This window comes from Streptomyces sp. SL06, assembly GCF_058244745.1.
In genome coordinates this window covers 1,656,117-1,680,087 of sequence record NZ_JBSYOT010000002.1, presented here as the reverse complement: position 1 = coordinate 1,680,087, position 23,971 = coordinate 1,656,117, and the positions used below count along the sequence as shown (strand labels likewise).

The following is a 23,971-nucleotide window of genomic DNA, read 5'->3' as shown; positions in this document are numbered from 1 at the left end:
GGACGCCTGAACCGATGGGCACGCCTGAACCGACGCACCCGCACGACGCCGACAGGCTCGCCCGCATCCGCCGTACCGTCGGCCGGTTGCTGGACGAGGACGCACACCGGGGCATGTCCGAAACCCTGCGCGAAAGCCTCGCCGACCGGATCTATCGGATGGTCCACGCGGTACCGGGCCGACGCGGCGACGTGTTCGCCTCGGACCGGGTGGCCTACGCCGCCATGGTCGCCGAGGCCGAGCGGCGGCTCGGCGACCTGACCCATGAGCGCACCGGCTTCACCCTCGTCTCGCGCGACGCCGGGCGGACCGTCGTGTCCTGCCCCGACGGCGTCGACGTGGCGCTCGACGAGCGTCACGTACGCCTCTCCGCCGCGGGTGACGTGACGGTCACCGCCAGTGGGCTCTCCACCCAGGTGGGTGCCCGCTGGGTGTACTGGACACCGCCCCAGTCCGGCGACGCCATGGACGCGCGGGTCTATCTGCACGCCCGGCCCGACGACGCGCTCGACGCGTGGTCCGGCGCCGTCCGCACCCTGCACGGTGCCGGCATCGAGTTCGCGGCCAAGGTTGGCGGATCGGCCGCGATGCTCGACCGGACGGACTGCGTCGTCCTGTATTGCGCGGCGGACGACCTGGCGCGGGTCGCCTCGGCGGCCGCGGCGAACTGCGCGGACCCGGTCGAGTCCGTACCCGGATTCAGTGTGGCGCTGTACCCCGGTGTCGGTGTCGCGCTCACCCCCGAGGCGGACACGGGCGAAGTGGCCATGAGCATCGGCTACTACTGGGCCCGGACCCTGGTCGAGGCGTGGGACGCCAACGGCACCCCGGGTCTGGACGCGGTGCTCACGCGGCTGGCCCGGTCCTGGGAGCGGACGCGGCGGCAGCTGCGGGTTCCGGAGGCGGTATGACTGCCGGGCCTGCCCTTCCCCCGCCCGGGCGCCGGTCCAGACCGCCCGGAATCGAACGCATTCTGCTGATCGGCACCGGAGCGATCGGTGTGTCTCAAGTTCCGTCCTTCATCGGTCTGTTGAAGTTCGACTACGGCTTTGACGTCGCCGTGTGCCTGACCGCGGCCGGACGCGACTTCGTCTCCCCGCGGGCCCTGGCCACCCTGACGGGACGGCCGGTGGTGTCGCCCGTCTGGCCCGCCGAGAGTGGCCCCGAGCACGTGGAGTGGGCCGAGTGGGCCCAGGGAGTCATCGTCTGGCCCGCCACATTGGACTTCTTGTCCCGGTGCGCGTTCGGCCTGGCCGACAGCCTGCCTGCCGCCATCGTCCTCTCCACCACGGCCCCGGTGGTCTTCGCGCCGTCCGTCGCGGCCGGCGCGGCTCAGGGCGGGCCGCTCCGCCGCGCCCTGCGGATCCTCCGGCAGGACGGGCACGGGGTCGTCGGGCCGGTCATCGGGCACGCGGTGTCCACCGGGGAGCTGTCGCCGGGGGCATGCGCGCCCCCGGAAGCCGTCGTCGCAGAGCTGATGGCACGCCTCCGCCCAGCAACGTCCGTAACTGCCACAGAGGAGAGTGTGATCGATGTCCGGCACCCCATCCCGTCTGCTGCCGAGCGAGCTGAAGGCACGCCCCACGACGCCGGCTGACCAGCCCCTGGTCGACGAGATCTTTTCCGACGAGCGGCTCGCCGCGATGGGCGAGACCGCCTTCCCGCAAGGCTACGAGCAGGCCCGGGGGCAACTGCTGACCCTGATGGAGCAGGGGGTGATGAAGGGCTGGTTCATCGAGCTGCCGGGGTTCGGCGTACTGTCCGCGCAGTTCTACGCGCCGACCGGCTTCGACGGCACCTGGAGCGGCGACACGGTCACCGCCCCGGGCGTCGAGACACTCGGCTGCCGAGGCATCGGCACCGCCTGCATGGCGGTGGCCCTCGACGCGCTCTTCGCCGACGAGTCTGTACAGCGCCTCTCCGGGCAGGTCGCGGTCATCAACCCCGCCGCCCTGGCCGTGTGCGACCGGATGGGCTTCACCAGGGAGGGCCTGGCCCGCTCCCACATGGTGACGCCCGCGGGCGAGCGGGTCGACGCCGTGATGATGGGTCTGCTCCGCGCGGAATGGGCCGGCGCGGCCGCCGTGGAACAGCAGCTCCTGGCGGAGTCATGAGCGCCGCCGTCTCCACCGGCGCGGCGGGCGGCATCGTCACCGGCATGCTGCACGAGATCTGGACGCTGGGCCACTTCGAGGCGGTGTCCCGCTTCATCCACCCGGACTACACGATGCTGGACGAGCGGGCCGAGGTCAGGCTGCGCGGCCGGGAGGCGTTCACCGAGACGGTCGCCGCGTTCCGGGGCCTGTTCGACGAGCCCCGGATGAACGTCAGCCACCTGATCTCCGGCCAGGACATGGTGGCGTACCGGTGGGAGTTGACCGGCCGCATCTCCGACGCCAAGCTCCTGACCCCCGCGCTCCAGGCGATCGAGCGGCACATCCCGGACATACGGCTGATCAGTCATCGGGGACTGAGCATCGCCCACCTCGAGGACGGAATGATCCTCGAGGAGTGGACCGAGGCCGACAGCACCGCCATGAGCCAGCAGCTGGGGTGGTGGACATGACCGCGACGGGCGTCGTGTCGCTGGGTCTGCACCTGCCCGGCACCCCCGTGGGCAACGGGAGCATCGCGGCGGCCAGCGGGGCGGATCCGGCGTGGATGGAGGACCGGATCGGCATCCGGGCGCGGCACCACGCGCCCCGGCCGCAGACGGCGACGGACCTCGCCGTCGGAGCCGCCGAGAACGCGCTGGCGGGCGAAGGGGTCACCCCCGACCTCATCGTTGTGGCCACGGTGACCGCCGAGCGCCCCGTACCCTCCACCGCCTGCTTCGTCCAGGACCGCCTCGGACTGGCGGGCGTACCGGCCTTCGACGTGAACGCGGCCTGCTCGGGTTTCGTCTACGCCCTCTCCTGTGCCTACGGGATGACGCTGACGGGCCACGTCCGTACCCCGCTGGTGATCGGCGCGGACACCTTCACCCATGTCGTCGACCCCACCGACCGGCGTACCGCGCCCCTGTTCGGCGACGGCGCCGGGGCGGTCCAACTCGGCCCCGTCCCGGACGGCTACGGAATCCTCGCGGTCGAACTGTGGGCGGAGGGCTCCCAGGCCATGTACGCGACCGTCCCCCGCGAGGGTTGGTTCGCCATGGACGGGCGGAGCGTCTCCGGCGTCGTCATGGACATGGGCCCCAAGATTCTGCAGGGCGCGCTGGACCGGGCCGGGGTACGGCTTGACCAACTGGACCGCGTCATCGTGCACCAGGCCAACCCGCGCCTGGTGCGGCGGCTCGCGGACCACGTCGGGCTGGACGAGAGCACGGCACCGGCCTACGGGTCGGTCACCGGCAACACGGCGTCCGCGTCGATCCCCGTCGCGCTCGCCATGGCCGACCGTGAACGGCCCTTCCGCCGGGGGGATCTCGTGGCGCTGGTGGCTGTGGGCGCCGGCATGACAGCGGGCGCCGCAGTGCTGCGCTGGTACTAAGAGGAGCGAAAGTGAACGTCCTAGTCGCAGGTGGCGGCAGCAGTACGCCGCCCGCGGGCGGCGAGCAGGTGGCCGACATCGAGGTGCGCGGCGAGCGCGTGCGGTTCGGCCTTGCGAAGCGGCCCGACACGGCCTTCGACCGGGCCGCCGACCACAATCGCGCGTACGTGCTCATCCGGGTGCGCGCGTTCTCGCTCGGCGAGGGCCTTCCCGGGTCGCCGGAGTCCGGCCCCGCAGCGTCACGGTGGGTGGAGTTCGGGTCCGACTTCGTCGCCGACGTCCTCGCCGTGGGGTCCGCCGTCACCGCCCTGGCGCCGGGGGACCGGGTCGTTCCCGTGCTGCGGTGGCCACCCGTACGGCCCGACCCCGTGTCGGCCCTGGAGAATCCCGGCCGGGCGTCACGACAGGTGCAGCGCGTCCACCACGCCCGGCTGCTGCGCCTGCCGTCCGGCCTCGGTGACGCCGAGGCAGCGTGCCTGCCGACCGCGGGCGCCACCGCGTACGCCATGGTGCGGCGTGCCGCCGTTGCGCCGGGCGACTCGGTGCTGGTCACGGCGGCCGGTTCGGCGACGTCTCTGGCCGCTGTCCAGGCGGCCCGGCTCGCCGGCGCCCAGGTGTACGCCCTGTCGTTAAGTGGCGCGGCGGCCACCGTGCTGGAGAAGCTGGGCGTCACCCGGTCCTTCTCCTCCGCCGAACTGGAAGACCTGGCGGAGTGCGCGGAGCTGGCTCGGCGCCTTCGGGGCTTCGACGTGATCATCGACCCGCTGTGGCGCAGCAACTTCCGGACCGCCGTGAAGTTCCTGGGGTTCTCCGGCCGGTACGTCGCGGGACACGACCCCTCGGGAGAGGACGCGGCCGCGGACTGGGTCGCGGCCACGGCAAGCCTCGTGGCGAAGAACGCGTCGTTCGCCGGGCAGCGCCTGGGCACCCGCGACGATCTCCAGGCGGCCGTGGACGACTTGACGGCCGGCCGGCTGGAGATGCCCGTCGACGCACACTTCCGGGGAGCCGACGTCGGCCCCTTCGTTCTCAGCAGCCTCGATCCGCACCGGACCGGCGGGGTCATCTATGCCTTCACGGAGGAGTGAGAAAGACATGGCGGACATTTCCAAGGACCTCTTCGGCCCGTTCGCGGGAATCGGCGCACTCGATCTGCCGAACACGAAGCTCGTCGACCCCTTCGACGGAATTCTGGGCATGTTCTACACGAAGATCGTCAACCAGGCCGAACAGGACAACACCTGGTTCGCCGAACAGGCGGTGCCCGCCGGTCCGGGCAGGGTGCTCGACCTGTGCTGCGGCGGTGGCCGGTCGGCGGTCGAACTCGCCCGCGCGAGACACGAGGTCACCGCCGTGGACATCTCGCCCATACAGCTGGCCGCGGCCCAGAAGCGGGCCGCGGAGTTCGGCGTCACCGACCGGATGACCTTCGTACACGCGGATGTGACCACCCTCGACCTCGACCGGGTCTTCGACGCGGTGGTGATCGGCGGGCTGAGCGTGACGCTGTTCGACGGTGAAGCGCGCACGGCTCTGCTGCGCGCGGTGACACGTCATCTCGCCCCGGGCGGGCGGTTGTTGTTCGACCACGCCCCGGCCCAGCCGGACGAGCAGGAGTCCGAGAAGGTGTTCACGGTGCCGATCCGGCTGCGTGAGCGCTCCGGCTTCGTGCTGGTCGGGATGTTGCGCCGGCCCGCCGACCGGACCCAGTTCACCAACATGAGCGCCGAGTTGACGGACGGCGAAGGGCGTACCACGCGCCATCTGACCGGATTCAGGTTCTGGATCGACAGCACCGAGAGCGTCACGGCGGAACTGGGCCGGCACGGTCTGACCGTGGCCGCGGCCCACCGGGACCCGGAAGCCCGCGACACCACGTCGCCCGCCACCATGCGGGAATTCATCGTCGCCGAGACACTCCGGTGACCGCCGACCCCGCCCTCGCCGCACGGTTGCGGGAATGCGCCGTGCGCGACCAGGAGCTGGCCAAGGTCCCGGGCAAGACGGCACAGGACGTTGACCGCTGGATGCGGGTCGCGGCCGACAACGAGCGCTTCCTGTGGGACGTCCTGCAAGCCCACGGCTGGCCGGGCCACACCCTCGTCGGCGAGAAGGGATCCGCCGACGCGATGGTCATCGTCCAGCACGCCACGCGTGACCGGAAGCTCCAGCGCTTCGCCCTCGGCTGTCTCGTCGAAGCCGTCGACGCCGGTGACGCGGACCCCGCACATGTCGCCTACCTGACCGACCGCATCCACCTGCACGCCAAAGTGCCCCTGCGCTACGGCACCCAGTACACCCGTAACGAGCGGGGGCAGTACCGGCGGCTGCCGGTGGAGGACCCGGAAACGCTCGACGACCGCCGCCGGCGGGTGGGACTGGAGCCGCTGGACGTCTTCGAGCGGCGGCTCGTCGAGGTCGCCGGCGGGGAAGACGTCTCTGGAGGAGCGCCCGTGAAGCCCTTGCGGATCATGGCCACCCCGAGCCCGGCCGTCGGCCACTTCTTCCCCATGGTGCCGATGCTGTGGGCCCTGCGCAGTGCCGGGCACGACGTACGGGTCGTGGTGCCGGCGTTCTTCGTGAACACGGTGCTGCAGGCCGGGCTGGCCGCCGTCGCCACCGCTCCGGTGTCGGAGGAACAGGCCCTCGACGCGCGCGACGACATTGACGACGACCACACGACCGGCACGTACCGGCGACTCGCGCGCATCGCGAACGCCATGGCGGGGGACGTCGAAAGGATCGTTGACGGGTGGCGGCCGCACCTGGTGATCTCCGACCCGATGGACTTCACCGGGCGGCGCGCCGCGGCCGAACACGGGCTGGCCCACGCGGAGCACTGGATCGGCGGATTCCTGCCGACGGAACCCCGGACGAGCGCCGCACGGCATGTCTTCGGCGCGTGGCACGAGGCGTGGCCGGGGATGGGATCGGTGCCGGACGTGGTGATCGACCCGTGTCCGCCGGGGTTCCAGAGCGCCGGGGCGCCGTCCGGGATACGTACGCGCTACGTCCCGTACAACGGGCCCTCGGCGGTGCCGGCCTGGCTGACGGACAGGGACCGGCCCCGGCGGGTGCTCATCACGCTGGGCACCATCGTGTCGCAGGGGCCCGAGGCCCACCAGTTGCTGGAGCGGACGCTCGACGCGACGGCACGGCCGGACGTCGAAGTGGTGGTGGCGGCCCGCCCGGGGACCGTGCCGCAGGAACTCGCCCAGCGGGCGAAAGCGGTGCGGTGGCTGCCCATCGGACTGGCCGTGCAGCACTGCGACCTGATCGTCCACCACGGCGGATCGGGCACCACGATGGCCGCGCTGGCGCACGGAGTCCCGCAGGTGGTCTGCCCCTCGGTCCTGGACCAGACGGACAACGCACGGCGGCTCGAAGAGCTGGGGGCGGGGCGACTGGTCCCCGTGCCCGCGGCCCTGGCGGGTGACGGAGAGCTCGTCCGGGCCGTCGAGGACGTTCTCGGCGACCCCCGGTACGCGAAGTCGGCGGCCGTCCTGCGGGACGAGAACGACGCGGCGCCGGCCCCCGCCCGCGCCGCCGAACAGCTGCTGCGCACCATGGGTGAAAGGTGAAAGCAATGCCGACGCTGACACAGCGACAGACCGAGGGGTTCGAGAAGAACGGCTTCTTCTTTCCCGTGGAAGCCCTTACGGAGAGTGAGGCCGCCGAGCTGCGGGACACCGTGCTCCAGCACCTGGCCGATTGCCGGCGCCTGGGTGGCGCGCGGGCCGCACTCGCCTTCGGGCCGAAGGTCCATCTGCTGGCACGGTGGGCGCACCGCCTGGTGCGGCACCCGGCGCTGCTGGAGATCGCCGAGAGCATGCTCGGCCCCGACATCCTGGTGTGGGCAACCCAGATCTTCGTCAAGGAACCCGGCGGCGCGACCGACCTCGCCTGGCACCAGGACGCGCTCACCTACGACCTGGACTCCGACGGCCGGCTGGCGGCCTTCCGGGTCTGGCTCGCCCTGACACCCACGTCCGTGGAGAACGGCACCCTGCGCTTCGCCGCGGGAACGCACCGCGACGGCATACGCACGCACCGCAGGACGTCCGGACTCAAGGGCATGATGCGCGGCGACGAAGCCGCCTTCGACGAGTCGGAGTTCGAACGGCACGACGTGGTGCTGAGGCCGGGACAGTGCTCGCTGCACAACATGCTGGTGGTGCACGGATCCGGTCTGAACAGGACCGACGAGACCCGGGTGGCCTTCGCCATCGACTACCTGGCGCCCTCGGTGCGCCCCAGCCGCGGCCAGGACTCGGCGCTGCTGGTCCAGGGGGAGGACACCCACGGGCACTTCGTCCTCGAACAGGCCCCGCAGGACGACCTGGGCGACCAGGCCCTGGCCCTGTGCAGCGACGCCGTCCGGATGCGCATGGTCCGTCTCCAGGCGGCGGAGGAGGAGCGCAAGAAGTCGGGGGCCCTGACCCATGGCTGACCCGGCCGACCGGCCGCGCGGGGGGCGGGTGGGCGTCTACTACCCGCTCCAGCCGCGCGCCCCCCGGCATCTCGCACCCTTCGCCCGGCTCGCCGCCCAGCAGGCGAATCGGCTCTGGATGGGCCAGTCCCTCACCCTGGACACCCACCAGACACTCGCCTACCTGCTCGGACAGGGCATCAGCCCGGCCCTCGGCGTGGGCCTGTCCCTCATGCCGCTGGCCCACCCCTACCAGGCGGCGGTCGCGGCCCGGTCGCTGGCGGCGCTGTCGGGCAAACCGCTCACCGCGGTCTTCGGCACCGGTACGCCGGCGTTCCAGCGGGCGTTGAACGGCGTGCCCTACGACAGCCCGTTGAAGGCCGCGCGGGAGTACCTCACCACGGTCTCTCGGCTGCTCAAGGGTGCGCCCGGGGAGGAGCGGGAAGCGGACGCCACCGCCGCCACCCGGCTCGACCCCTCGCTGGCCGACGTCCCCGCGGTGGAGACGGGTCTTGGCGTGCTCCGGTCCGGGATGGCCCGGCTGGCGGCGGAGCACGCGGACGTGGCGCTCACCTGGATGACCCCGCTGTCGTACGTACGGGACACCCTGCTGCCGGTGCTCGGCGGAGGGGAACCGGGCCCCAGTGTGGTCAGTGTCGTCCACGTCGTCGTACGGCGGCCCGGCCGGGACGTGGCGCGTGCCGTCCGGCTGGCCACCGGCAACCATCTGAGCAGCCCTCATTACCAGGGGGCACTGGCCGCGGCGGGGCTGTCGCTGACCGGAAACGATCAGGACATCGCCCGGAAGCTCGTCGATCACGGTGTGGTACTTGTGGGTACTGCTGACGAAATCGCTTCAAATGTCGGCAAGTACTGGGCCGTTGGCATCGACGAGGTGGTGCTCAACCCCTGTGTGCTCGTGGCAGAGGGCCCTGCGGAAGCTCTGCGGGACCTGCTGGAGATCACCGCGGCGTGCCGGGTGGCGGCGGAGCCTCGGATGGAGGAAACACCGTGAGCGACGCGAAATTGATCACCGGGGGAGGGGCGAGCATCGGCGCGGCCGCACGGGCGCCGTGGAAGGCACTGGGCAGGGGTGAGGCTGGAACGGCGATTCCCAGCCAAGATGACAGCGCCGTCGGCGTGGGCGTGATCCTCTTCCTGTCCGCCGTGGAAATCGTCCTGGTCGACCTGATGCTGTCCGCCCCGTGGGCCCGCGTGGTGGCGCTGGCCGCCGGGCTCGCCGCCGCCTACCTGATGACCGGCTTCGCCGTCGCGCTGAGGGCCTACCCGCACCGGGTGGGGGGCGGGGTGCTCACGGTTTCCTACGGGGCCTCCTTCCACGCGCGCGTGCCGCTCAGCCTGATCGAGGAGGTGGTCGTGCGGCGCACCGTCTCCGACCAGCAGCGGACGGCCGCGATCAACGAGGGCGTGTTATCGGTCCCGGTCATGTCCACCACCAACCTGGTGCTGAAACTGCACGAGCCCGCCCGGCTCGAAGCGGGCAAGACCGTCGGAGAGGTGCGGGAGATCCGCATTCACGTGACCGATCCTCCCGCCGCCGTGACCTCGATCCGCAACGCACTGGAGGGCAACGAGCAAGCACAGGAGCAGGAGACCGCCCGGCCGCCGACCAAGGCCCCCGGCCAGGTGCCGACGTGGCTGCGCCGCCTGCGGTGGGCCGGACTCCTCGTGCTGCTGATCGAGATCGTCCTGGTGACGACCGGGCTGCTGGACTGGCGCATCGCCGCCGGCATCCTCGTGGTCACCGAAGGCACCCTGTCCGTGCTGGGCCTGGTCTTCGGCGTTGCGTTCATCAACCAGTACCGCGGGCTCCGGCGGACCGGCCTCGGGCGGCGGGCCGCCCTCGGCGAGGCGTTCTACTCCCTGATGCCGCCGCCGATCGCGGAGATGGTGCGCCACGAGGTCTCCGTATGGGGAATCCTCGCCCGGGCCGTCACCTTCCGTACCCAGGCCGGGCCCCGCGACACCCCCCTGGGCCGGGTCGGCTTCGCCTGGCAGTCCGGTGCCCTGGCGGTCCTGCTCGCGGCGGGCGGGGTATCGCTGCTCACCCTGGCAGGGGTGAGCGCGCTCACCATCGCCGGGACCATCGCCCTGCTGTACGCGGCCGCCGCGGCTGCCGCCTTCGCCGTGGCGGGCAGGGTGCGACCGCACACCCTGGGCCGGGACGACGTCGTCCTGCGCTGGGGCCTGCACCACAGCACGCGGATCCCTCTCACGGCCGTCAGCCGGGTCCGGGCGGCGGAGCAGCCCGACCACCGGCCGGCCGAGGACGCATTCCGCGTACCGGGCCGGGCGTCGGGCGCCCTCGAACTCCATCTCGGTGAACCGGTCGAGGTGCCCGCCCGCATGGGCGTCCTGCGGCCGGTCACCACCATCGTGGTGCCCCTCGCGGACCCCGCGGCCGCCCACGCCCTCATCGAGGCCCATCAGGTTGAGGAGGCACAGTGAAGGCCCTTGTCCTCGCAGGCGGATCCGGCACCCGCATGCGTCCCATCACGCACACGTCCGCCAAACAACTCGTCCCCGTCGCCGGCAAACCGGTGCTGTTCTACGGGCTGGAAGCCATCGCCGCGGCCGGCATCACCGACGTCGGTGTGATCGTCGGGGACACGGCCGACGCCATCACCGCCGCCATCGGCGACGGATCTCTCTTCGGTCTGCACTTCACGTACATCCACCAGGACCGTCCGCTGGGGCTGGCCCACGCGGTCGCCGTGGCCAGGGACTTCCTCGCCGACGACGACTTCGTGATGTATCTGGGCGACAATTTCCTGCTCGGCGGCATCACCGAGGTCGTCGACGACTTCCGTACGTGCGGAGACCGCGATGCGCAGATCCTGCTGAGCCGGGTGGCCGATCCGACCGCCTTCGGCGTGGCCGAACTGGACGAGACCGGCCGCGTCGTCGGGCTGGAGGAGAAACCACGGCATCCGAAGAGCGAGCTGGCGCTGGCAGGGATCTACCTGTTCACACCGCTCATCCACGAGGCCGTGGAATCGATCCGGCCGTCCGCGCGCGGAGAACTGGAGATCACCGACGCCATCCAGTGGCTCATCGACCACGGCAGGAGGGTTCACTCGTCCGTCATCTCCGGCTACTGGAAGGACACCGGGAACGTGCCGGACATGCTGGAGGCCAACCGTTCCGTCCTGGAGACCGTCGACGCCGTCCAGGAGGGATACGTGGACGAGGCCAGCACGGTCATCGGCCGCGTCCGGATCGAGGCCGGGGCCAAGGTCATCGCCAGCCGGGTCGTCGGCCCCGCCGTCATCGGACCGGGAACCGAGGTCATCGGCTCCTACATCGGCCCGTACACCTCCGTCTCCGAGGACTGCCGCGTCGAGGACAGCGAGATCAGTTACTCCATCGTGCTCCGGGGCTGCCTGGTGACAGGCGTGCGGCGGATCGAGGAGTCACTGATCGGCCGGGACGTGGAGGTCGGGCGGTCCCCGCGCACGCCCGCGGTGCACCGGCTCGTCCTGGGCGACAACAGCAGAGTGCAGATACCGTCATGACGCCGCCCAGGATTCTGGTGACCGGGGGCGCCGGCTTCATCGGCTCCCACTACACGCGCACGTTGCTGCGGGACCCGGCCGCGTGCTTCACCGTGCTGGACGCGCTGACATACGCGGGCAACCGGGACAACCTCCAGCCGGCGGAAGCCCACCGGGGGTTCCGGTTCGTCCACGGAGACATACGCGATGTCGCCGTCGTGGACCGGCTGGTGGCCGAGAGCGACCAGATCGTCCACTTCGCGGCCGAGTCGCACGTGGACCGGTCGATCGCCGACGGCAGGGACTTCACCGAGACCAACGTCGTCGGCACCCAGACACTGCTCGACGCGGCGCGGCGCCATGGTGTGGAACGCTTCGTGCACATCTCCACCGACGAGGTGTACGGCTCCCTCCCGTCGGGCGCGGCGAGCGAGACCGCTCCGCTGCGGCCCTCGTCCCCGTACGCCGCGTCCAAGGCCGCGTCCGACCTGATGGCGCTCGCGTACCACCGCACCTATGGGCTGGATGTACGCGTCACCCGCTGCAGCAACAACTACGGCACCCACCAGCACCCCGAGAAGCTCATTCCCCGTTTCGTCACCCGCCTGTTGAGCGGCCGCACGGTTCCGCTGTTCGGGGACGGCAGCCACGTGCGGGACTGGCTGCACGTCGAGGACCACGTCCGCGGCATCGAACTGGTGCGCACCCAAGGTGCTCCCGGCGAGATCTACAACATCGGGGGTGGTACCGCCCTGACCAACAAGGAACTCACCGGGCGGCTTCTGGAGTGCTGCGGCTACGGCTGGGAGATGGTCGACCAGGTGCCGGACCGCAGGGGACATGACCAGCGGTACGCCGTCGACGACGGCAAGATCCGGGCCGAGCTGGGCTACCGGACGGCCAGGGACCTCACCACCGCGCTGGAGGAGACGGTGCGCTGGTACCGCGATCACCCGCACTGGTGGAAGCCGCTCACGGAAGCAGTCGCCCGATGAGCCGGCTGGTGACCGGGGCGGGCGGGATGCTGGGCCGGCACCTCGTCCGCCACTGCGAGGACGAGCACGTGGTCGCACTCGACCGCCGGGACCTGGACATCAGGGACGCGGACGCGGTGGACGGGGCGATCGCGCACCACCGGCCCCGGGTGGTCATCAACTGCGCGGCCTGGACGGCCACCGACGCCGCGGAGAAGGACCCCGACCCGGCGTGGCGCGTCAATGCGACGGGCACGCGCAACCTCGCTCGGGCGTGCCGCCGGAACGGGGCGATCCTTCTGCAGTTGTCCAGCGACTACGTCTTCTCCGGCCTCTCCCGCACCCTGTACCCCGAGGACGCTCCGACGGATCCGATCAACACGTACGGGCGCACCAAGGCCGCCGCGGAGAGCGCGGTGCTGGACACGCTCCCCGACACCGGGTACGTGGTGCGCGCGGCCTGGCTGTACGGCGTCGGCGGCCGCAACTTCGTGGACACGATGATCGGCCTGGAGCGCACGCGCGAGAGCGTGCGGGTCGTCAACGACCAGACGGGCCAGCCCACCTGGGCCGACGACCTGGCCGGACTCCTCACCCGCCTCGCCGGCGCCGCCGAGGCCGGCACCGCCCCGCCGGGCATCTACCACGGCACCAGCAGCGGGGAGGTCTCGTGGCACGGTCTCGCCCAGGAGGTCTTCCGGCTCCTGGGCGCGGACCCCTCGCGGGTGCTGCCCGTCACCAGCGGCGAATTCGGGCTCCCGGCCGCGCGCCCCGGCTACAGCGCGCTGGGCCACGGCCGCTGGGACCAGGCGGGGATCCCTCCGCTGCGGCACTGGCGCAGCGCCCTGCACGCCGCCTTCCCCCTCCTTCAGGAGGCCCATGCGCAGAAAGGAAGAACGCGTGAATCCATCGGGAATTGAGGGCCTTCGGATCGAGAGGTCTTCCGTCCACCCGGACGACAGGGGCAGCCTCCGCGAATGGTTCCGCGCCTCGCGTTTCCGGCAGTTGACCGGACATGCCCCTTCCGTCGCCCAGGCGAATTGCACGGTCTCCAGGCGCGGCAGTATCCGGGGCATCCATTTCGCCGCCCCGGGCCAGGCCAAGAGCGTCGCGTGTGTGCACGGGGCGGTGCTCGACGTGGCCGTCGACATCCGGACCGGCTCTCGCACGTACGGGCAGTGGCACGCGGTGCGGCTGGACAGCGAGAGCCCGGCGACCGTCCATCTGTCCGAGGACCTCGGCCACGCGTTCATGGCGCTCAGCGACAACGCCGTCGTCGTCTACCTGTCCTCCACCGAGTATGAGCCGGGGCGGGCGCGCGCCATCAATCCGCTCGATCCGTGGCTGGGCATCGACTGGCCCCTGACGCCTGTCCTGTCCGATCAGGACCGCTTCGCCCCCGCCCTCGCCGAGGCACGGGCGCAGGGGCTGCTGCCGACCGGGACACCGGGTGCCGGGACGCTCACGACCGGGTCACTCACCACCGGGACACGGAGGCCGGCATGACCGACATGACAGACGCCCTCATCGAAGCGGCGGACCGCGGCCGGGCCGACGTGGCCGCGACGGTGGAAGCGGCCGGCCTGCGCACCGTGGCCGCGACTCTGATCAACGAGGTGCTGTTCCGCGCGCACCTCGACGAGCTCGCCGCGGCGGAGGGCGCCGGGGAGGGTTCCCTCGTCATCACGCTGACGCACGGTGGCCAGGAGACGTCCGTACTCGTCTCCGTGGGACCCAAGGGCGTGGAGATCGCCAGGGCCGCCCACCCTGCCGACCTTCCCCCGACGGTGATCGTCCAGGACGTGTGCGAGACGGCGCTCGCCCTGTACGGGCCGCGTGAGCGCGTGTCCTCGGCCGGCCGGGAAATCCGCTGGCCGAGTCCGCGCACGATGGTTCCCCGACTGGTGAACGGCCCGGCCGTCCCCCGTCTTTTCCATGCGGTGGTGCAGCGTGTCGTGCAGGTACTCGACCGCGACCAGCCGGCCCGTCTGACGGAACTCGCGGTCCGGCACGGTACGGACAAATGGAGTTTCCTGCACCAGTACACGCAGCACTACCAGCGCCACTTCGGTCCCCTGCGTGACCGGCGCCTGAAAATATGCGAGATCGGCGTCGGCGGATACGGCGACACCGAAGCGGGCGGCGGCTCGCTGAGCATGTGGAAGGAATTCTTTCCGCGCGGACTCATGTATGGCGTGGACATCGCCGACAAGCGGGCGCTCGACCGGCCCCGCATCACCACGATCCAGGCGGACCAGTCCGACCCCGAAGCACTCCGCTCGATGGCCGAAAAATACGGCCCCTTCGACATCGTCATCGACGACGGCAGTCATATGAGCCCGCATGTCATCACCGCTTTCAAGACGCTCTTCCCCTGTCTCGCCGAGGACGGCATCTATGTCGTCGAGGATCTTCACGGATCGTACTGGCCGCAGCTCTTCGAGGGATCGGAAGACGATCTGAACGCTCCCGAGTTCACCGTGGGATTCCTCAAGGAAATGGTGGACGGGCTCAATCACGAAGAATTTCTCAGGAGCGAGACGCGGGTTCCCAAGCCGACCGACCGGTCGATCAAGGGAATTCACTTCTACCACAATCTCGCTTTTATCGACAAAGGTCGGAACGAGGAGGGAAGCCCGATCGCCTCTGTGCTGCGCGAGGCTCCGGAACTTCTCGGAGTCGAAGGCCTCCGGTGAATCGAAAGGGATGAGGCACGTGACGGCAGCACAGGTTTCCCCGCTGTTCTCCCGGGAATGGGAGAGCGATCCCAGGCCCACCTACCGGCAACTGCACGCCGACGGCTCCATCCACCGGATCACGCTGCCGAGCGGATCGCAGGCATGGCTCGTGACGCGGTACGAGGACGCCGTGGCGGCACTGGCGAACCCTTCGCTGATCAAGGACCCGCTCCGGTTCGGCAAGCGCTCCCGCGGCATCCTCTCCCGATTGCCCGACCGGCTTCGGACGGTGTTGTTCCGCAACATCCTGGAGATGGACCCGCCCGAGCACACCCGGGTACGAAGGCTGGTGGCGCGTCCCTTCAGTGCCGCCCGCATCGGCCGCAGGCTGGCGGACGTGGAGAGCCGTGCGGTCGCGATGGTGGACGCGCTGCCCTCGCGCGAGCCCGTGGACATCGTGAGCGCGTTCTGCTCCCCGTACCCCTTGCGCATCGTCTGCGACCTGCTTGGGGTGCCGGACAGCGAGGAGAGCCGACTGCGGGTGCAGCGCTGGGCCCGGGTGCTCAACGCCGGCCACGCCGCCGACGGCGACGCGTACGTCCAGTGCGCGCAGGAGGCCATGGAACACCTGGAGGACCTGGTCGCCCTCAAACGACGTGAGCCCGGCGACGACCTGGCCAGCGCCATGGTCGCCTCCCAGGACGAGGAGGACGGCCTGAGCCTGGAGGAGATCATCGGCACGCTCTTCATGCTGATCCTCGCGGGGCACGAGTCGACCGCCCACCTGCTGAGCATGTCGCTGCTCGGACTGGCCCTGAACCCGGAGCTGCGCCGGGACCTGGCCGACCACCCCGAGCTGCTCCCCAACGCTGCGGAGGAGCTGCTGCGTTACACCTCCCCGGTCAAGCTCGCACCCTGGCGGTACGCCGCCCACGACCTGGAGCTCGCCGGCACGGACATCCGCGAGGGCGAGGGCGTGATGGTGGGGGTGGCGGCGGCGAACATGGACCCGGACACCTTCCCCGACCCGGGGCGCCTGGACATCCGCAGGGCGGAAGCGGCCCGGCACCTCTCCTTCGGGCGGGGAATCCACTTCTGCCTGGGCGCGCAGCTGGCGAAGATGGAGACGGTCGCGGCGCTGCGCGCCGTACTGGCCCGCTTCCCGGACTTCTCGCCCGCCGTACCGGCGGAATCCATCGAATGGCAGCGCGGCGCGATGATCAGAGGACCGCTGGCCCTTCCCTTGATCTTCGAGGGCCGGTGACGGCGTTGACCCGCGGCCGCCGCGACGGAACGTCCGACCACGGCCCCGGCGCAGAGCCGGCTCTGCGCCACGCCCTCACCGAGCCCTTCCGCGGCTCGCCCGCCGCCCACTGGGACGACGGAGTCGCCGGGACCACAGTGCCCGCGGCCAAGCCGGCCGGCTGGATGAACGCCACTCAGGTCGAACGGGCGCTGGAGCAGAGCGAGGAGCTCGTGCCGAACCGACGTACGGCCGTGACGCTCCGGGCGCCTGCCGGCCCTCATTCGGGACCCGAAAGCCTCTCTGGCCTGCTGCTCTACCGCCTACGTCCAGGGCAACATGTTTCCGATGACTCATCATGTGGAGTGCGTGGCGATTTTGGAGCCCGTGGGCAAGGGCGCCTGACCCGGGTTTTGTCCGTGTGCATTATGCGCGGTGCGGGCTGGAGGCTGTGGAACGACGGTCTGCTCCGAACGAACGGCAGCGCGCACTTCTTGAGCGGATCGCGGCTGGGGAGGACCCGGCGCCCGGGTGCCGGGGGAGTGGCGCTCGGCGTATGCCCTGCGTGCCCGTGGACTTTTGACGTCGGACAAGGGCGGCGCCGCTGCCCGTGCGGAGGTCACTGAGGCCGGACGGTTCCACCTCCGTCACGGCGGCCGTCCCGACGACCGGCTCTTCGCCGTAGGACACGTCCGGTTCGCCCATGCCGATGACGAGGAGACTGCGGAATGGCGGCGGGTCGTCAACTAACGGGAAGCGCCATGGCATGGAGCCGGAGGGAAAACGCATCGAGAAGGTGCCGTATGGCGGGCTCTGGCTGGAGTTCTTCCTCGCGGAAGGCCCGCATCCCCATGCCCGCAGCCAGCGACCGAAGACGGGTGCTCCGGCGGTCCGAGTCCCCACGCAGTTGGTGTCCCTTCATCCGGTTGTGGCTGACCTCAAGGCCGCCGGGGGGCAGCTGGTGATGCCGCCTGCGCTTCGCCGCAGATCCCTTCTGATGCTGCAGGGGCCGGCCGCCGAGGCGGTGCGGCGAGGGCGCGAGGTAACGCAAGGTCGGGTCGGACTGCTCTTCGCGTGAGGGTGGGCTGGACGTTGTTGTCGATGGCTTCGCGTATCCGGTCACCATCAGGCTGGAGTTTCCCGAGTCCATGGATCCGGAGCGGTCCGCGCGTCTCGTCGTGGAGGTCGCCCATGGGCTGACCGGCAGGCCGGGCCGCTGGCGGGATCGTAGGAACCGGACCCTTGAACGGTCTCTGGGGTTGGTTCTCGGGGAGATCGAGGCGCGGGCGGTGGAGGACGCCCGGCGCAGAGAGGGGGCGGAACGCGCGAGAGAAGAGCGTAGGGCTCGCTGGCGTGCCGCGATGGAGGAAGCAAAGGCGCAGGCCGTCCGAGAGCAGTTCGCCGAGGTGCTACGCGAGGAGGCCGGGCGCCGGCGGGAATCTTTCGTGATCGGCGAGTACTGCGATGTCCTGGAGCGTCGTCTCGCTGAACTGGACGGGGACTTGAGCGAGCAGGCCGGGCAATCGACCCGTTGGAGTGGGCACGATCGTATGCGCGGGAGATCGACCCCCTGCTGGACCTTCCGGGCATGCCGACTCGGCGTGATCCGACGTCGGATGAGCTTCAGCCGTATCTGAAGGGCTGGAGTTCGCACCGGCCCGAGCGGCGAGGGGGACGATGAGCACTGAGGCGAAAAGCGGGCATGGGGTGCTCTTGAGGGAGCAGGTACTTGTCTCCGACAGAACTCAGGAAAGTGGGGTCGGTAACGCATTCCGTGACCTCGTCCGGGGTGGTTCCAGATGCAGACCGCCGAGAATTCTGCCGGCCGGTGCCACAGATTTCTGGAATTCGTCGACCTCACGTACGACGGTCTTCACGAAACGGGTCTTCAGGCCGTCGGGCCCGGCCTCGGTGCTGCAGTGCATCGGGTCGGACAACCGATCGCCGGGTGCCCGGCGTCGCGTACGGCGGCGACCAGGGCCGGGAGCACGCCGGGTGCTGTACCGGCTCCCATACGCGCGATGAGCGTCAGCCGCCCGGGACGCGGCCGGGGTCCAGCCGCTCGCACCGGCGCAGCGGTTCCTCGGGCGTCATGCTCGGTCCGGCCTTGCAGGCCACGGATCGCGTACGGTCGCCAGGAGCGCCACGTGGGCGCCGTCCACCTGCCGAGTGCGCTCGCCGATCCACGGCCAGTGCGTCGGGGTGAGCAGGAGGCCGCCGTCGTCCTGCCTCCGAGGCAGGGGCAGTTCGCAGTGGGGCAGAAGGGCCTCGTGGCTGGTCCACACGGGGGCCTGGGCGCGTGGGGCACCGGCGGCCCAGCCGAGGTGCTCCATGACCTCGTGCTCGGGCTGCCGCATCACCGGGTCGGGGTTCGGGTCGTTCACCATGTGCCCGCGGAAGACAGGCGGTTCGACGCCCTGGACCGTTTCGGTGGCTTGGAGCGCGGCTTGGCGTACTGACCGGCGAGCCGGCCCACGCGCACCACGGGCATGCCCGCGTTGACGCGCATGACACCCGTCAGGAGGTCGAGTACGGCCGCGTTGCGGGCAACGTCACGACGAGCGGCGGCAGCGCGCTCAGTTCCCGCCGCACCCGCTCCCGCTCGGGATGGCCCTGCCAGTCGGGCTGCTGGAGAGCAGGCAGCGATTCGATGTGAGCGAGCTTGCTGTTCAACACGGTTCCTCTCGTGGGGGTGAAGAAGGATTTCTTCGGCTGAACTCGTGAGTTGCTTTCATCGATTCTGCGGATTTGAGGAATCTTCGTGGAGGGAGGAATTGTGACTTCGTCATGTTCCGCCGCTTCATGTTCCGGCGGCCCGGGATGAATTCGAAAGAAAACGCGTCCTGGTCCTGTGGCCATTCGAGCCACAGGACCAGGACGCCGTGCGTCGGACGGGGGCGGCTGATCAGCTGGTGACGCCGCCATCGACGACGAGGTCGTGGCCCACGACGAAGCTCGACTCGTCGGACGCCAGCCACAGCACCGCGGCCACGATCTCGTCGGTCGTGGCGACGCGGGCGATCGGCACCGTCGTGGCCAGCCGGGCCGCACGGTCGGCGTCGGTCTCCCCTCGGCGCAGCGACATGCTGGTGTCCGTGGCGCCGGGGCTCACCGCGTTGATGCGCACGTTGTCCTTGATGTGGTCCAGGGCAGCGACGCGGGTGAGGGTGCTCACGGCGGCCTTGGACGCGGCGTAGGCGGCCATGCCGGGGCGGCGCCCGTGGTAGCCGATGTTGGACGCGGTGTTGACGATGGCGCCGCCGCCGTGCGCCCTCATGTGTGCGATCTCCTGCTGCATGCCGATCAGGACGCCGTTGAGGTTGACGTCGAGGACGGACTGCCACACGGACAGGTCCAGGTCTCCGACCGGGGTGGGCTTGCCGAAGATGCCCGCGTTGTTGTGCGCGACGTGCAGGCCACCGTGGCGCTCGACCGTGGTGCGCACCAGGCGGGCCATGTCTTCGGGCCGGGTGACGTCGGCCACGAGGGCGTCGGCGGTGCCGCCGTCCTCGCCGACGAGTCGCACGGTCTCCTCGATGGACTCCGGCCGGGCTCCGGCGGCGACCACGGTGGCGCCCTCACGCGCGAAGGCCCTGGCGCTGGCCCGGCCGATGCCGGACCCGGCCCCGGTGACGATGACGACCTTGTCCTTGAATCGGGCGGTCATGGGAGTGCTCCTTGACATGTGTCGTTGCGGACGGGAATTCAGGGTGCCGCGAGGCGGCGGGAGACCGGGGGCCGCCGTGCTCGGGGCGGCGGGGCTTCAGACGCCGTTCTCGGGCGAGCGAGGTCGCAGCAGGAAGAGCGCGCACACCGCTGCGGCGGCAAGGCCACCGCGGCGACCGTGAAAGCGAAGCCGTAGCCGGAGGTCAGGGCGGCCGCCGGACCCGTGCCGGTGCGTTCCAGTTCTGCGGTGTGTCCCGTGGCCGGAGTGACCAGTACGGCGAGGCCGATCGCGGGGGCCCGCCTCCAGCGCGGTGTTGACCACGGCGCCGGCGAGGCCCGCCTGGTCCCGCGGGACATCGGTGGTCGCGGAGACGGAGGATCCGGCGAAGACCAGCGCCGTCCCGGCGGGGAAGAGCTCAAGACCGACCAGCAGCGCGCCGACGTGCGGCGGGCCCGTGCCGATCAGACCCAGCGCCGCGAGCTCCAGACCGGCGATCGCCAGTCCCGCGACCAGGACCACGCGAGGCCCGAAGCGCTGCACCGGCCTGCCCACGGACCCGCCGCTGACGACCAGGGTCAGCCCGAAGGGCAGGAACGCCGCCAACGTCTCCAGCGCGGAGTAGCCCCGAACCTCCTGGAAGTACATCGCGAGCATGAAAAAGATCGTGGTGATCCCGGCGGTACCCAGGAAGACCGCGAGCAGCGCCACGGCCCGGCGCGGCAGGGAACGACAACGGCAACAGCGGTTGCTCCCCCCGTGCCTCGGTGACGACGAAGCCCACCAGCAGCGCACCGCCGCCGAGCAGCGTGCCGAGCGCCACCGGGGAGGTCCAGCCGCGCTCCGGCGTCTCCACGAGGCCGTAGCTGAGCAGGGCGATCCCGGTGGTGACCAGGACGGCTCCGAGGACGTCCAGTCGGCCATCCCGGGGCGGCGTCCCTTCGGGGACCAGCCGGCGCGCGGCGGCGAGGGTCACCACCGCCACCGCGACCGGCACGACGAGCGCCCAGCGCCAGGAGTTCCACGAGGCCACCACCCCGGACAGCAGCATCCCGGCGGTCCCGCCGGAAGCCGCGAGCCCGCCCCAGACCGCCATGGCACGGGCGTACCGCGCGGGCTCCGGGTGGACGACGCTCACCAGCGCCATCGCGGTCGGTACGGCCAGTGCCGCACCGACGCCCTGGACGAAGCGCGCCACCAGCAGCATCCACAGCCCCGTGGACACGCCCGCCAGCGCCGAACTCGCGCCGAACACGAGGGTGCCGAGGAAGAAAACCCGACGGTTTCCGTACAGGTCGAACAGCCGACCGCCCAGAAGCAGCAGCCCGCTGAACGACATGGGGTATGAGGCCCCGAGCAGGGCGAGTTCGGCGCGGTCGAGGCCGAACTCGCGCTGAATGTCGGGGAGTACGACGTTGAGCACGCTCATGGCGAGGATGAGCACGAACTGGACCGACGCCAGCAGAGCGAAGGCCACTCCTCTTCTCCTGTCGCCTACCGCTTCGGCGGCCGTCGCGGCCGGCTTCGTCCGCTCAGCCGCGGTGACGTCATGCTGCTGCAACAGCTCGCCTCACGTGTGGTCGGGAAGGGTGATGTACTGCGAGTACCTGAAGGTGTTCCGAGGGCCGCACGCGGCCTTGATTCGCTGCAGCCGCGGGTAGTTGCCCTTGTAGTGGAGCGTGTACCGGGGCACGCCGGTGGTGTTGACCTTCGTGTCAGTGATGTCGGCGTCGGGGTAATTGCTGTAGCGGCCGTCCGTGGCCGCGCCTGATACGGGATGTCCACCGCCGGCCGAGAAGACCTCTGCCATACACGTCACGCGTCCAGCCGATGTTCGCGGCGTCGTCCTCGGCACTCGACCAGAAGCTCTGGAGCAGCCCCTGGAAGACCGAGTCCCGCTGCGCCGACGCGGTGTCGCCAGAGCCCACCGTGTTGATCTTCCCGCGGTACGACAGCAGGACCACCGTGGACGCGGGGTTCTCGCGATCGGTGCGCGTCAGATGCCGGTACATCGCCGTGGCCTGCGCCTCGGTAACGTTCTTGCGCAGGTGGGCGGACTTGTGGTGGCCGCGCAGCGTCGGATTGGTCAGGGTCGGGTTGCTCGTGCCCAGCAGTCTGACCGAGTGCAGCCACGGAAGGCGCCGAGGAGTGAACAGATCGGGCAACGGGCCCAGTTCGCCGAGGGGTTCGGACATCGGGCGTACTGCCGCGGCGGAGGTGACCTCGGTGAGGAAGCCGTCGAGCACCTTCTCCGCGTCGGGGACGGTGGCGTCGATCTGGGTGAGAAGGCCAATGCCGCCGTTCGCCTTGTGATTCATCATCAACGGCTCCGCCGACTCCTCCGCGGCCTCCCTGCGCAGCTTCTCCCGGGGAGTGACGACACGACACGTCACCACTCCCGCCGAATCACCGACCCTATGCCTGACCAGCGAAGACGCCGCCCTCAGGTTCGGAACGACAACGGCCTCTAAGAACCCGCTGCCACCAATGATCTGCACCCTCATGCCGCACACGCTAAAGCATGCTGTCGCGGCGGCGGAGAGCACGGAAAATGCAGCAGGAGGGCCGGGCCCGTTCGGTGTGAGCGTCCCGCAGCGGACCGCAGCACGGTCGTGCGCTCACCCAGGTTCGAGGCAGGGTCTGTGCGGGAGTCCTCGTGTAACTCGCCAACAGGGAGCATCAGTTAGAACTGGTGAGTCTCCCGGGGAAGAGCAGCACGAAGCAGAATACGCGTGCGAGTGAGTCGGCAGTTGAGGGCGGCCTGCTGGCGCAGTTGACGAAGCTGGTGGTCGAGGGCCCTTGAACTGAGCTTAAGGCCCCACGATCGTCTTGTCGGCGTCGCTTCCCTGGCTCCGGGTGGGGAGGCTGGTGGAAGTCTTCATGCTCTGTATGCCGATGACACAGGCCGACATGCTGGAGCTATACGGTCCTCCATCTGCCCCTCCAACTGCATCAGCAAGGCCATTGAGCTGGGCGAACACTTGCGCCTCTCGTGAGGCTACCAACGGTGATCAACTCGTTGCCCGAGGTGTGCCCTCGGTAGTGCATGCCGACTCAGGTCTCCCGTTACACGCGTTCAGCGTGCTGCGGATGCCGGTGATGAGGCGACAGTTCGTGACGCCGGGCTCCTCGTGGAATCATTTATGCTCGCGCCCAGTTGCTATGACCAGTTCGCTTCAGGGGGCGGGGAGCCGCATGGCCGATGAGATCAAGTACGAGTACAAGGCCGTGCAGACGGTTCGGGGCACCGACGGCTTGGTGATCTCGAAGATGCAGAAGGACGGATGGGAGTTCGTGGAACAGCTCCCAGGCAGACTTCGCACCACCCTCAACTTCCGTCGGCCGAAGAGGCCACTACCGTGGCGTCTGATTGGGGCGGGGGCTGCCGTCCTCGTGGTCTTGGCCGCCATCATCGGCACTGGCGTTGTGCTCGGCGACGGAGACGACGAGAAGGGCGCGTCAGCCAGTTCGTCAGCCAGCAGCGAGAAGCCTTCCGTTACGCCGCCCGCAAACGAGCCGACTGCCGCTGAGGTGATCACGGCGCAGAATAATCGCGAGTTCGCAGCGTTGTTGAAGGCGGACACGTGTGACGAAGCGAACGTGAACTTCGCAACCAAGTACGAGAGGCGGACAGTCGCCTTCGACGGGTCAATCAGGTACATGGCGTCCAACGGGGATGACCAGACGCGCTACGACTTCCTGCTCGGCCCGGGTGACAAGGGACCGCAGACGACGGACGGCCCGAACTTTAAGTACGAGGACGTCAGCACCGGCAACCTGCACCTGACCGGCAAGCAGGTCCCTGCCAACGTTGCAGTTGGCGACAAGTTCCGCTTCGTCGCCCAGGTGATCGAGTTCAACACGGTCCAGTGCGTCTTCCGCCTCGCCCCGGTCTCGACGGAGACCCGGTAGCCGAAATGGGCATCCTGAACGTTCCGGGTTCGGTAGAGACTTCAGATTGTGGTTGTGACCTGGG

Annotated in this window: 27 protein-coding genes and 1 pseudogene; 19 read left to right on the top strand and 9 right to left on the bottom strand. The window is 70.1% G+C overall.

Annotated features, from left to right (window positions below; translation table 11 throughout):
• Positions 1-14 precede the first annotated feature (14 nt).
• The 18 genes from AC4IHM_RS07505 (at position 15) to AC4IHM_RS07420 (ending at position 17,409) form a co-directional block, all read left to right on the top strand.
• A complete protein-coding gene (locus AC4IHM_RS07505; RefSeq protein WP_490866310.1) occupies positions 15-911 on the top strand; it encodes a T3SS effector HopA1 family protein in 897 nt (298 codons plus the stop codon).
• The gene (locus tag AC4IHM_RS07500; protein ID WP_490866309.1) at positions 908-1,597 is read left to right on the top strand and encodes a flavoprotein; all 690 of its coding nucleotides are present in this window, start codon (positions 908-910) and stop codon (positions 1,595-1,597) included. The genes AC4IHM_RS07505 and AC4IHM_RS07500 overlap by 4 nt, the downstream gene beginning before the upstream one ends.
• Complete coding sequence (locus tag AC4IHM_RS07495) at positions 1,533-2,114, top strand: GNAT family N-acetyltransferase (protein WP_490866308.1); 582 nt, start codon at positions 1,533-1,535, stop codon at positions 2,112-2,114. The genes AC4IHM_RS07500 and AC4IHM_RS07495 overlap by 65 nt, the downstream gene beginning before the upstream one ends.
• On the top strand, positions 2,111-2,566 hold the full coding sequence (locus AC4IHM_RS07490) for an ester cyclase (protein WP_490866307.1): 456 nt from the start codon (positions 2,111-2,113) through the stop codon (positions 2,564-2,566). The genes AC4IHM_RS07495 and AC4IHM_RS07490 overlap by 4 nt, the downstream gene beginning before the upstream one ends.
• Positions 2,563-3,492 carry a 3-oxoacyl-ACP synthase III family protein gene (locus AC4IHM_RS07485; RefSeq protein ID WP_490866306.1) on the top strand — a complete coding sequence of 310 codons (930 nt, stop codon included), beginning with the start codon at positions 2,563-2,565 and terminating at the stop codon, positions 3,490-3,492. The genes AC4IHM_RS07490 and AC4IHM_RS07485 overlap by 4 nt, the downstream gene beginning before the upstream one ends.
• A gap of 11 nt (positions 3,493-3,503) precedes the next feature.
• A complete protein-coding gene (locus AC4IHM_RS07480) occupies positions 3,504-4,580 on the top strand; it encodes a quinone oxidoreductase family protein (protein ID WP_490866305.1) in 1,077 nt (358 codons plus the stop codon).
• A 7-nt stretch (positions 4,581-4,587) separates the two neighbouring features.
• Complete coding sequence (locus AC4IHM_RS07475; RefSeq protein WP_490866304.1) at positions 4,588-5,418, top strand: methyltransferase domain-containing protein; 831 nt, start codon at positions 4,588-4,590, stop codon at positions 5,416-5,418.
• The gene (locus AC4IHM_RS07470) at positions 5,415-7,073 is read left to right on the top strand and encodes a nucleotide disphospho-sugar-binding domain-containing protein (protein WP_490866303.1); all 1,659 of its coding nucleotides are present in this window, start codon (positions 5,415-5,417) and stop codon (positions 7,071-7,073) included. Before AC4IHM_RS07475 ends, AC4IHM_RS07470 begins: the two co-directional genes overlap by 4 nt.
• A 5-nt stretch (positions 7,074-7,078) precedes the next feature.
• Positions 7,079-7,942, top strand: coding sequence for a phytanoyl-CoA dioxygenase family protein (locus AC4IHM_RS07465; protein ID WP_490866302.1), 864 nt, complete (start codon positions 7,079-7,081; stop codon positions 7,940-7,942).
• A complete protein-coding gene (locus AC4IHM_RS07460; protein WP_490866301.1) occupies positions 7,935-8,936 on the top strand; it encodes an LLM class flavin-dependent oxidoreductase in 1,002 nt (333 codons plus the stop codon). Before AC4IHM_RS07465 ends, AC4IHM_RS07460 begins: the two co-directional genes overlap by 8 nt.
• Positions 8,933-10,390: a hypothetical protein gene (locus tag AC4IHM_RS07455; RefSeq protein WP_490866300.1), complete on the top strand. Its 1,458-nt coding sequence runs from the start codon at positions 8,933-8,935 to the stop codon at positions 10,388-10,390. The genes AC4IHM_RS07460 and AC4IHM_RS07455 overlap by 4 nt, the downstream gene beginning before the upstream one ends.
• Positions 10,387-11,457 (top strand): glucose-1-phosphate thymidylyltransferase, encoded by a 1,071-nt coding sequence (locus AC4IHM_RS07450; RefSeq protein WP_161255728.1) that lies wholly within the window; start codon positions 10,387-10,389, stop codon positions 11,455-11,457. The genes AC4IHM_RS07455 and AC4IHM_RS07450 overlap by 4 nt, the downstream gene beginning before the upstream one ends.
• A complete protein-coding gene (gene rfbB, locus AC4IHM_RS07445) occupies positions 11,454-12,431 on the top strand; it encodes a dTDP-glucose 4,6-dehydratase (protein WP_490866299.1) in 978 nt (325 codons plus the stop codon). The genes AC4IHM_RS07450 and rfbB overlap by 4 nt, the downstream gene beginning before the upstream one ends.
• A complete protein-coding gene (gene rfbD / locus AC4IHM_RS07440) occupies positions 12,428-13,330 on the top strand; it encodes a dTDP-4-dehydrorhamnose reductase (protein ID WP_490866298.1) in 903 nt (300 codons plus the stop codon). The genes rfbB and rfbD overlap by 4 nt, the downstream gene beginning before the upstream one ends.
• Positions 13,290-13,916 (top strand): dTDP-4-dehydrorhamnose 3,5-epimerase family protein, encoded by a 627-nt coding sequence (locus AC4IHM_RS07435; RefSeq protein WP_490866297.1) that lies wholly within the window; start codon positions 13,290-13,292, stop codon positions 13,914-13,916. Before rfbD ends, AC4IHM_RS07435 begins: the two co-directional genes overlap by 41 nt.
• Positions 13,913-15,106, top strand: coding sequence for a hypothetical protein (locus tag AC4IHM_RS07430; protein ID WP_490866296.1), 1,194 nt, complete (start codon positions 13,913-13,915; stop codon positions 15,104-15,106). The genes AC4IHM_RS07435 and AC4IHM_RS07430 overlap by 4 nt, the downstream gene beginning before the upstream one ends.
• Positions 15,107-15,125: 19 nt before the next feature.
• On the top strand, positions 15,126-16,352 hold the full coding sequence (locus AC4IHM_RS07425; RefSeq protein ID WP_490866295.1) for a cytochrome P450 family protein: 1,227 nt from the start codon (positions 15,126-15,128) through the stop codon (positions 16,350-16,352).
• Between the two features lie 745 nt (positions 16,353-17,097).
• Positions 17,098-17,409 carry a hypothetical protein gene (locus AC4IHM_RS07420; protein ID WP_490866294.1) on the top strand — a complete coding sequence of 104 codons (312 nt, stop codon included), beginning with the start codon at positions 17,098-17,100 and terminating at the stop codon, positions 17,407-17,409.
• A 667-nt stretch (positions 17,410-18,076) separates the two neighbouring features.
• On the opposite strand, the gene AC4IHM_RS07415 is transcribed toward AC4IHM_RS07420, so the two are convergent.
• The 9 genes and pseudogenes from AC4IHM_RS07415 to AC4IHM_RS07375 form a co-directional block, all read right to left on the bottom strand.
• Positions 18,077-18,256: a hypothetical protein gene (locus tag AC4IHM_RS07415; RefSeq protein WP_490866293.1), complete on the bottom strand. Its 180-nt coding sequence runs from the start codon at positions 18,254-18,256 to the stop codon at positions 18,077-18,079.
• Between the two features lie 165 nt (positions 18,257-18,421).
• Positions 18,422-18,718, bottom strand: coding sequence for a 3-deoxy-7-phosphoheptulonate synthase (locus tag AC4IHM_RS07410; RefSeq protein ID WP_490866292.1), 297 nt, complete (start codon positions 18,716-18,718; stop codon positions 18,422-18,424).
• Positions 18,712-18,840, bottom strand: a complete 129-nt coding sequence (locus AC4IHM_RS07405; RefSeq protein WP_490866291.1) for a 3-deoxy-7-phosphoheptulonate synthase — start codon at positions 18,838-18,840, stop codon at positions 18,712-18,714. The genes AC4IHM_RS07410 and AC4IHM_RS07405 overlap by 7 nt, the downstream gene beginning before the upstream one ends.
• Positions 18,841-18,848: 8 nt before the next feature.
• On the bottom strand, positions 18,849-19,004 hold the full coding sequence (locus AC4IHM_RS07400; RefSeq protein WP_490866290.1) for a hypothetical protein: 156 nt from the start codon (positions 19,002-19,004) through the stop codon (positions 18,849-18,851).
• Positions 19,005-19,236: 232 nt separating this feature from the next.
• Positions 19,237-19,998 carry an SDR family NAD(P)-dependent oxidoreductase gene (locus AC4IHM_RS07395; RefSeq protein WP_490866289.1) on the bottom strand — a complete coding sequence of 254 codons (762 nt, stop codon included), beginning with the start codon at positions 19,996-19,998 and terminating at the stop codon, positions 19,237-19,239.
• A 96-nt stretch (positions 19,999-20,094) separates the two neighbouring features.
• Positions 20,095-20,652 (bottom strand): hypothetical protein, encoded by a 558-nt coding sequence (locus AC4IHM_RS07390; RefSeq protein WP_490866288.1) that lies wholly within the window; start codon positions 20,650-20,652, stop codon positions 20,095-20,097.
• A 241-nt stretch (positions 20,653-20,893) separates the two neighbouring features.
• Positions 20,894-21,424, bottom strand: a pseudogene (locus tag AC4IHM_RS07385) (MFS transporter); the annotation flags it as partial.
• 141 nt (positions 21,425-21,565) lie between these two features.
• Complete coding sequence (locus AC4IHM_RS07380; protein ID WP_490866287.1) at positions 21,566-21,805, bottom strand: BBE domain-containing protein; 240 nt, start codon at positions 21,803-21,805, stop codon at positions 21,566-21,568.
• Positions 21,711-22,499 carry a hypothetical protein gene (locus AC4IHM_RS07375; RefSeq protein ID WP_490866286.1) on the bottom strand — a complete coding sequence of 263 codons (789 nt, stop codon included), beginning with the start codon at positions 22,497-22,499 and terminating at the stop codon, positions 21,711-21,713. Before AC4IHM_RS07375 ends, AC4IHM_RS07380 begins: the two co-directional genes overlap by 95 nt.
• Before the next feature lie 691 nt (positions 22,500-23,190).
• Between AC4IHM_RS07375 and AC4IHM_RS07370 the strand changes: the two genes are divergently transcribed.
• Complete coding sequence (locus tag AC4IHM_RS07370) at positions 23,191-23,907, top strand: DUF4839 domain-containing protein (protein WP_490866285.1); 717 nt, start codon at positions 23,191-23,193, stop codon at positions 23,905-23,907.
• Positions 23,908-23,971: the final 64 nt, after the last annotated feature.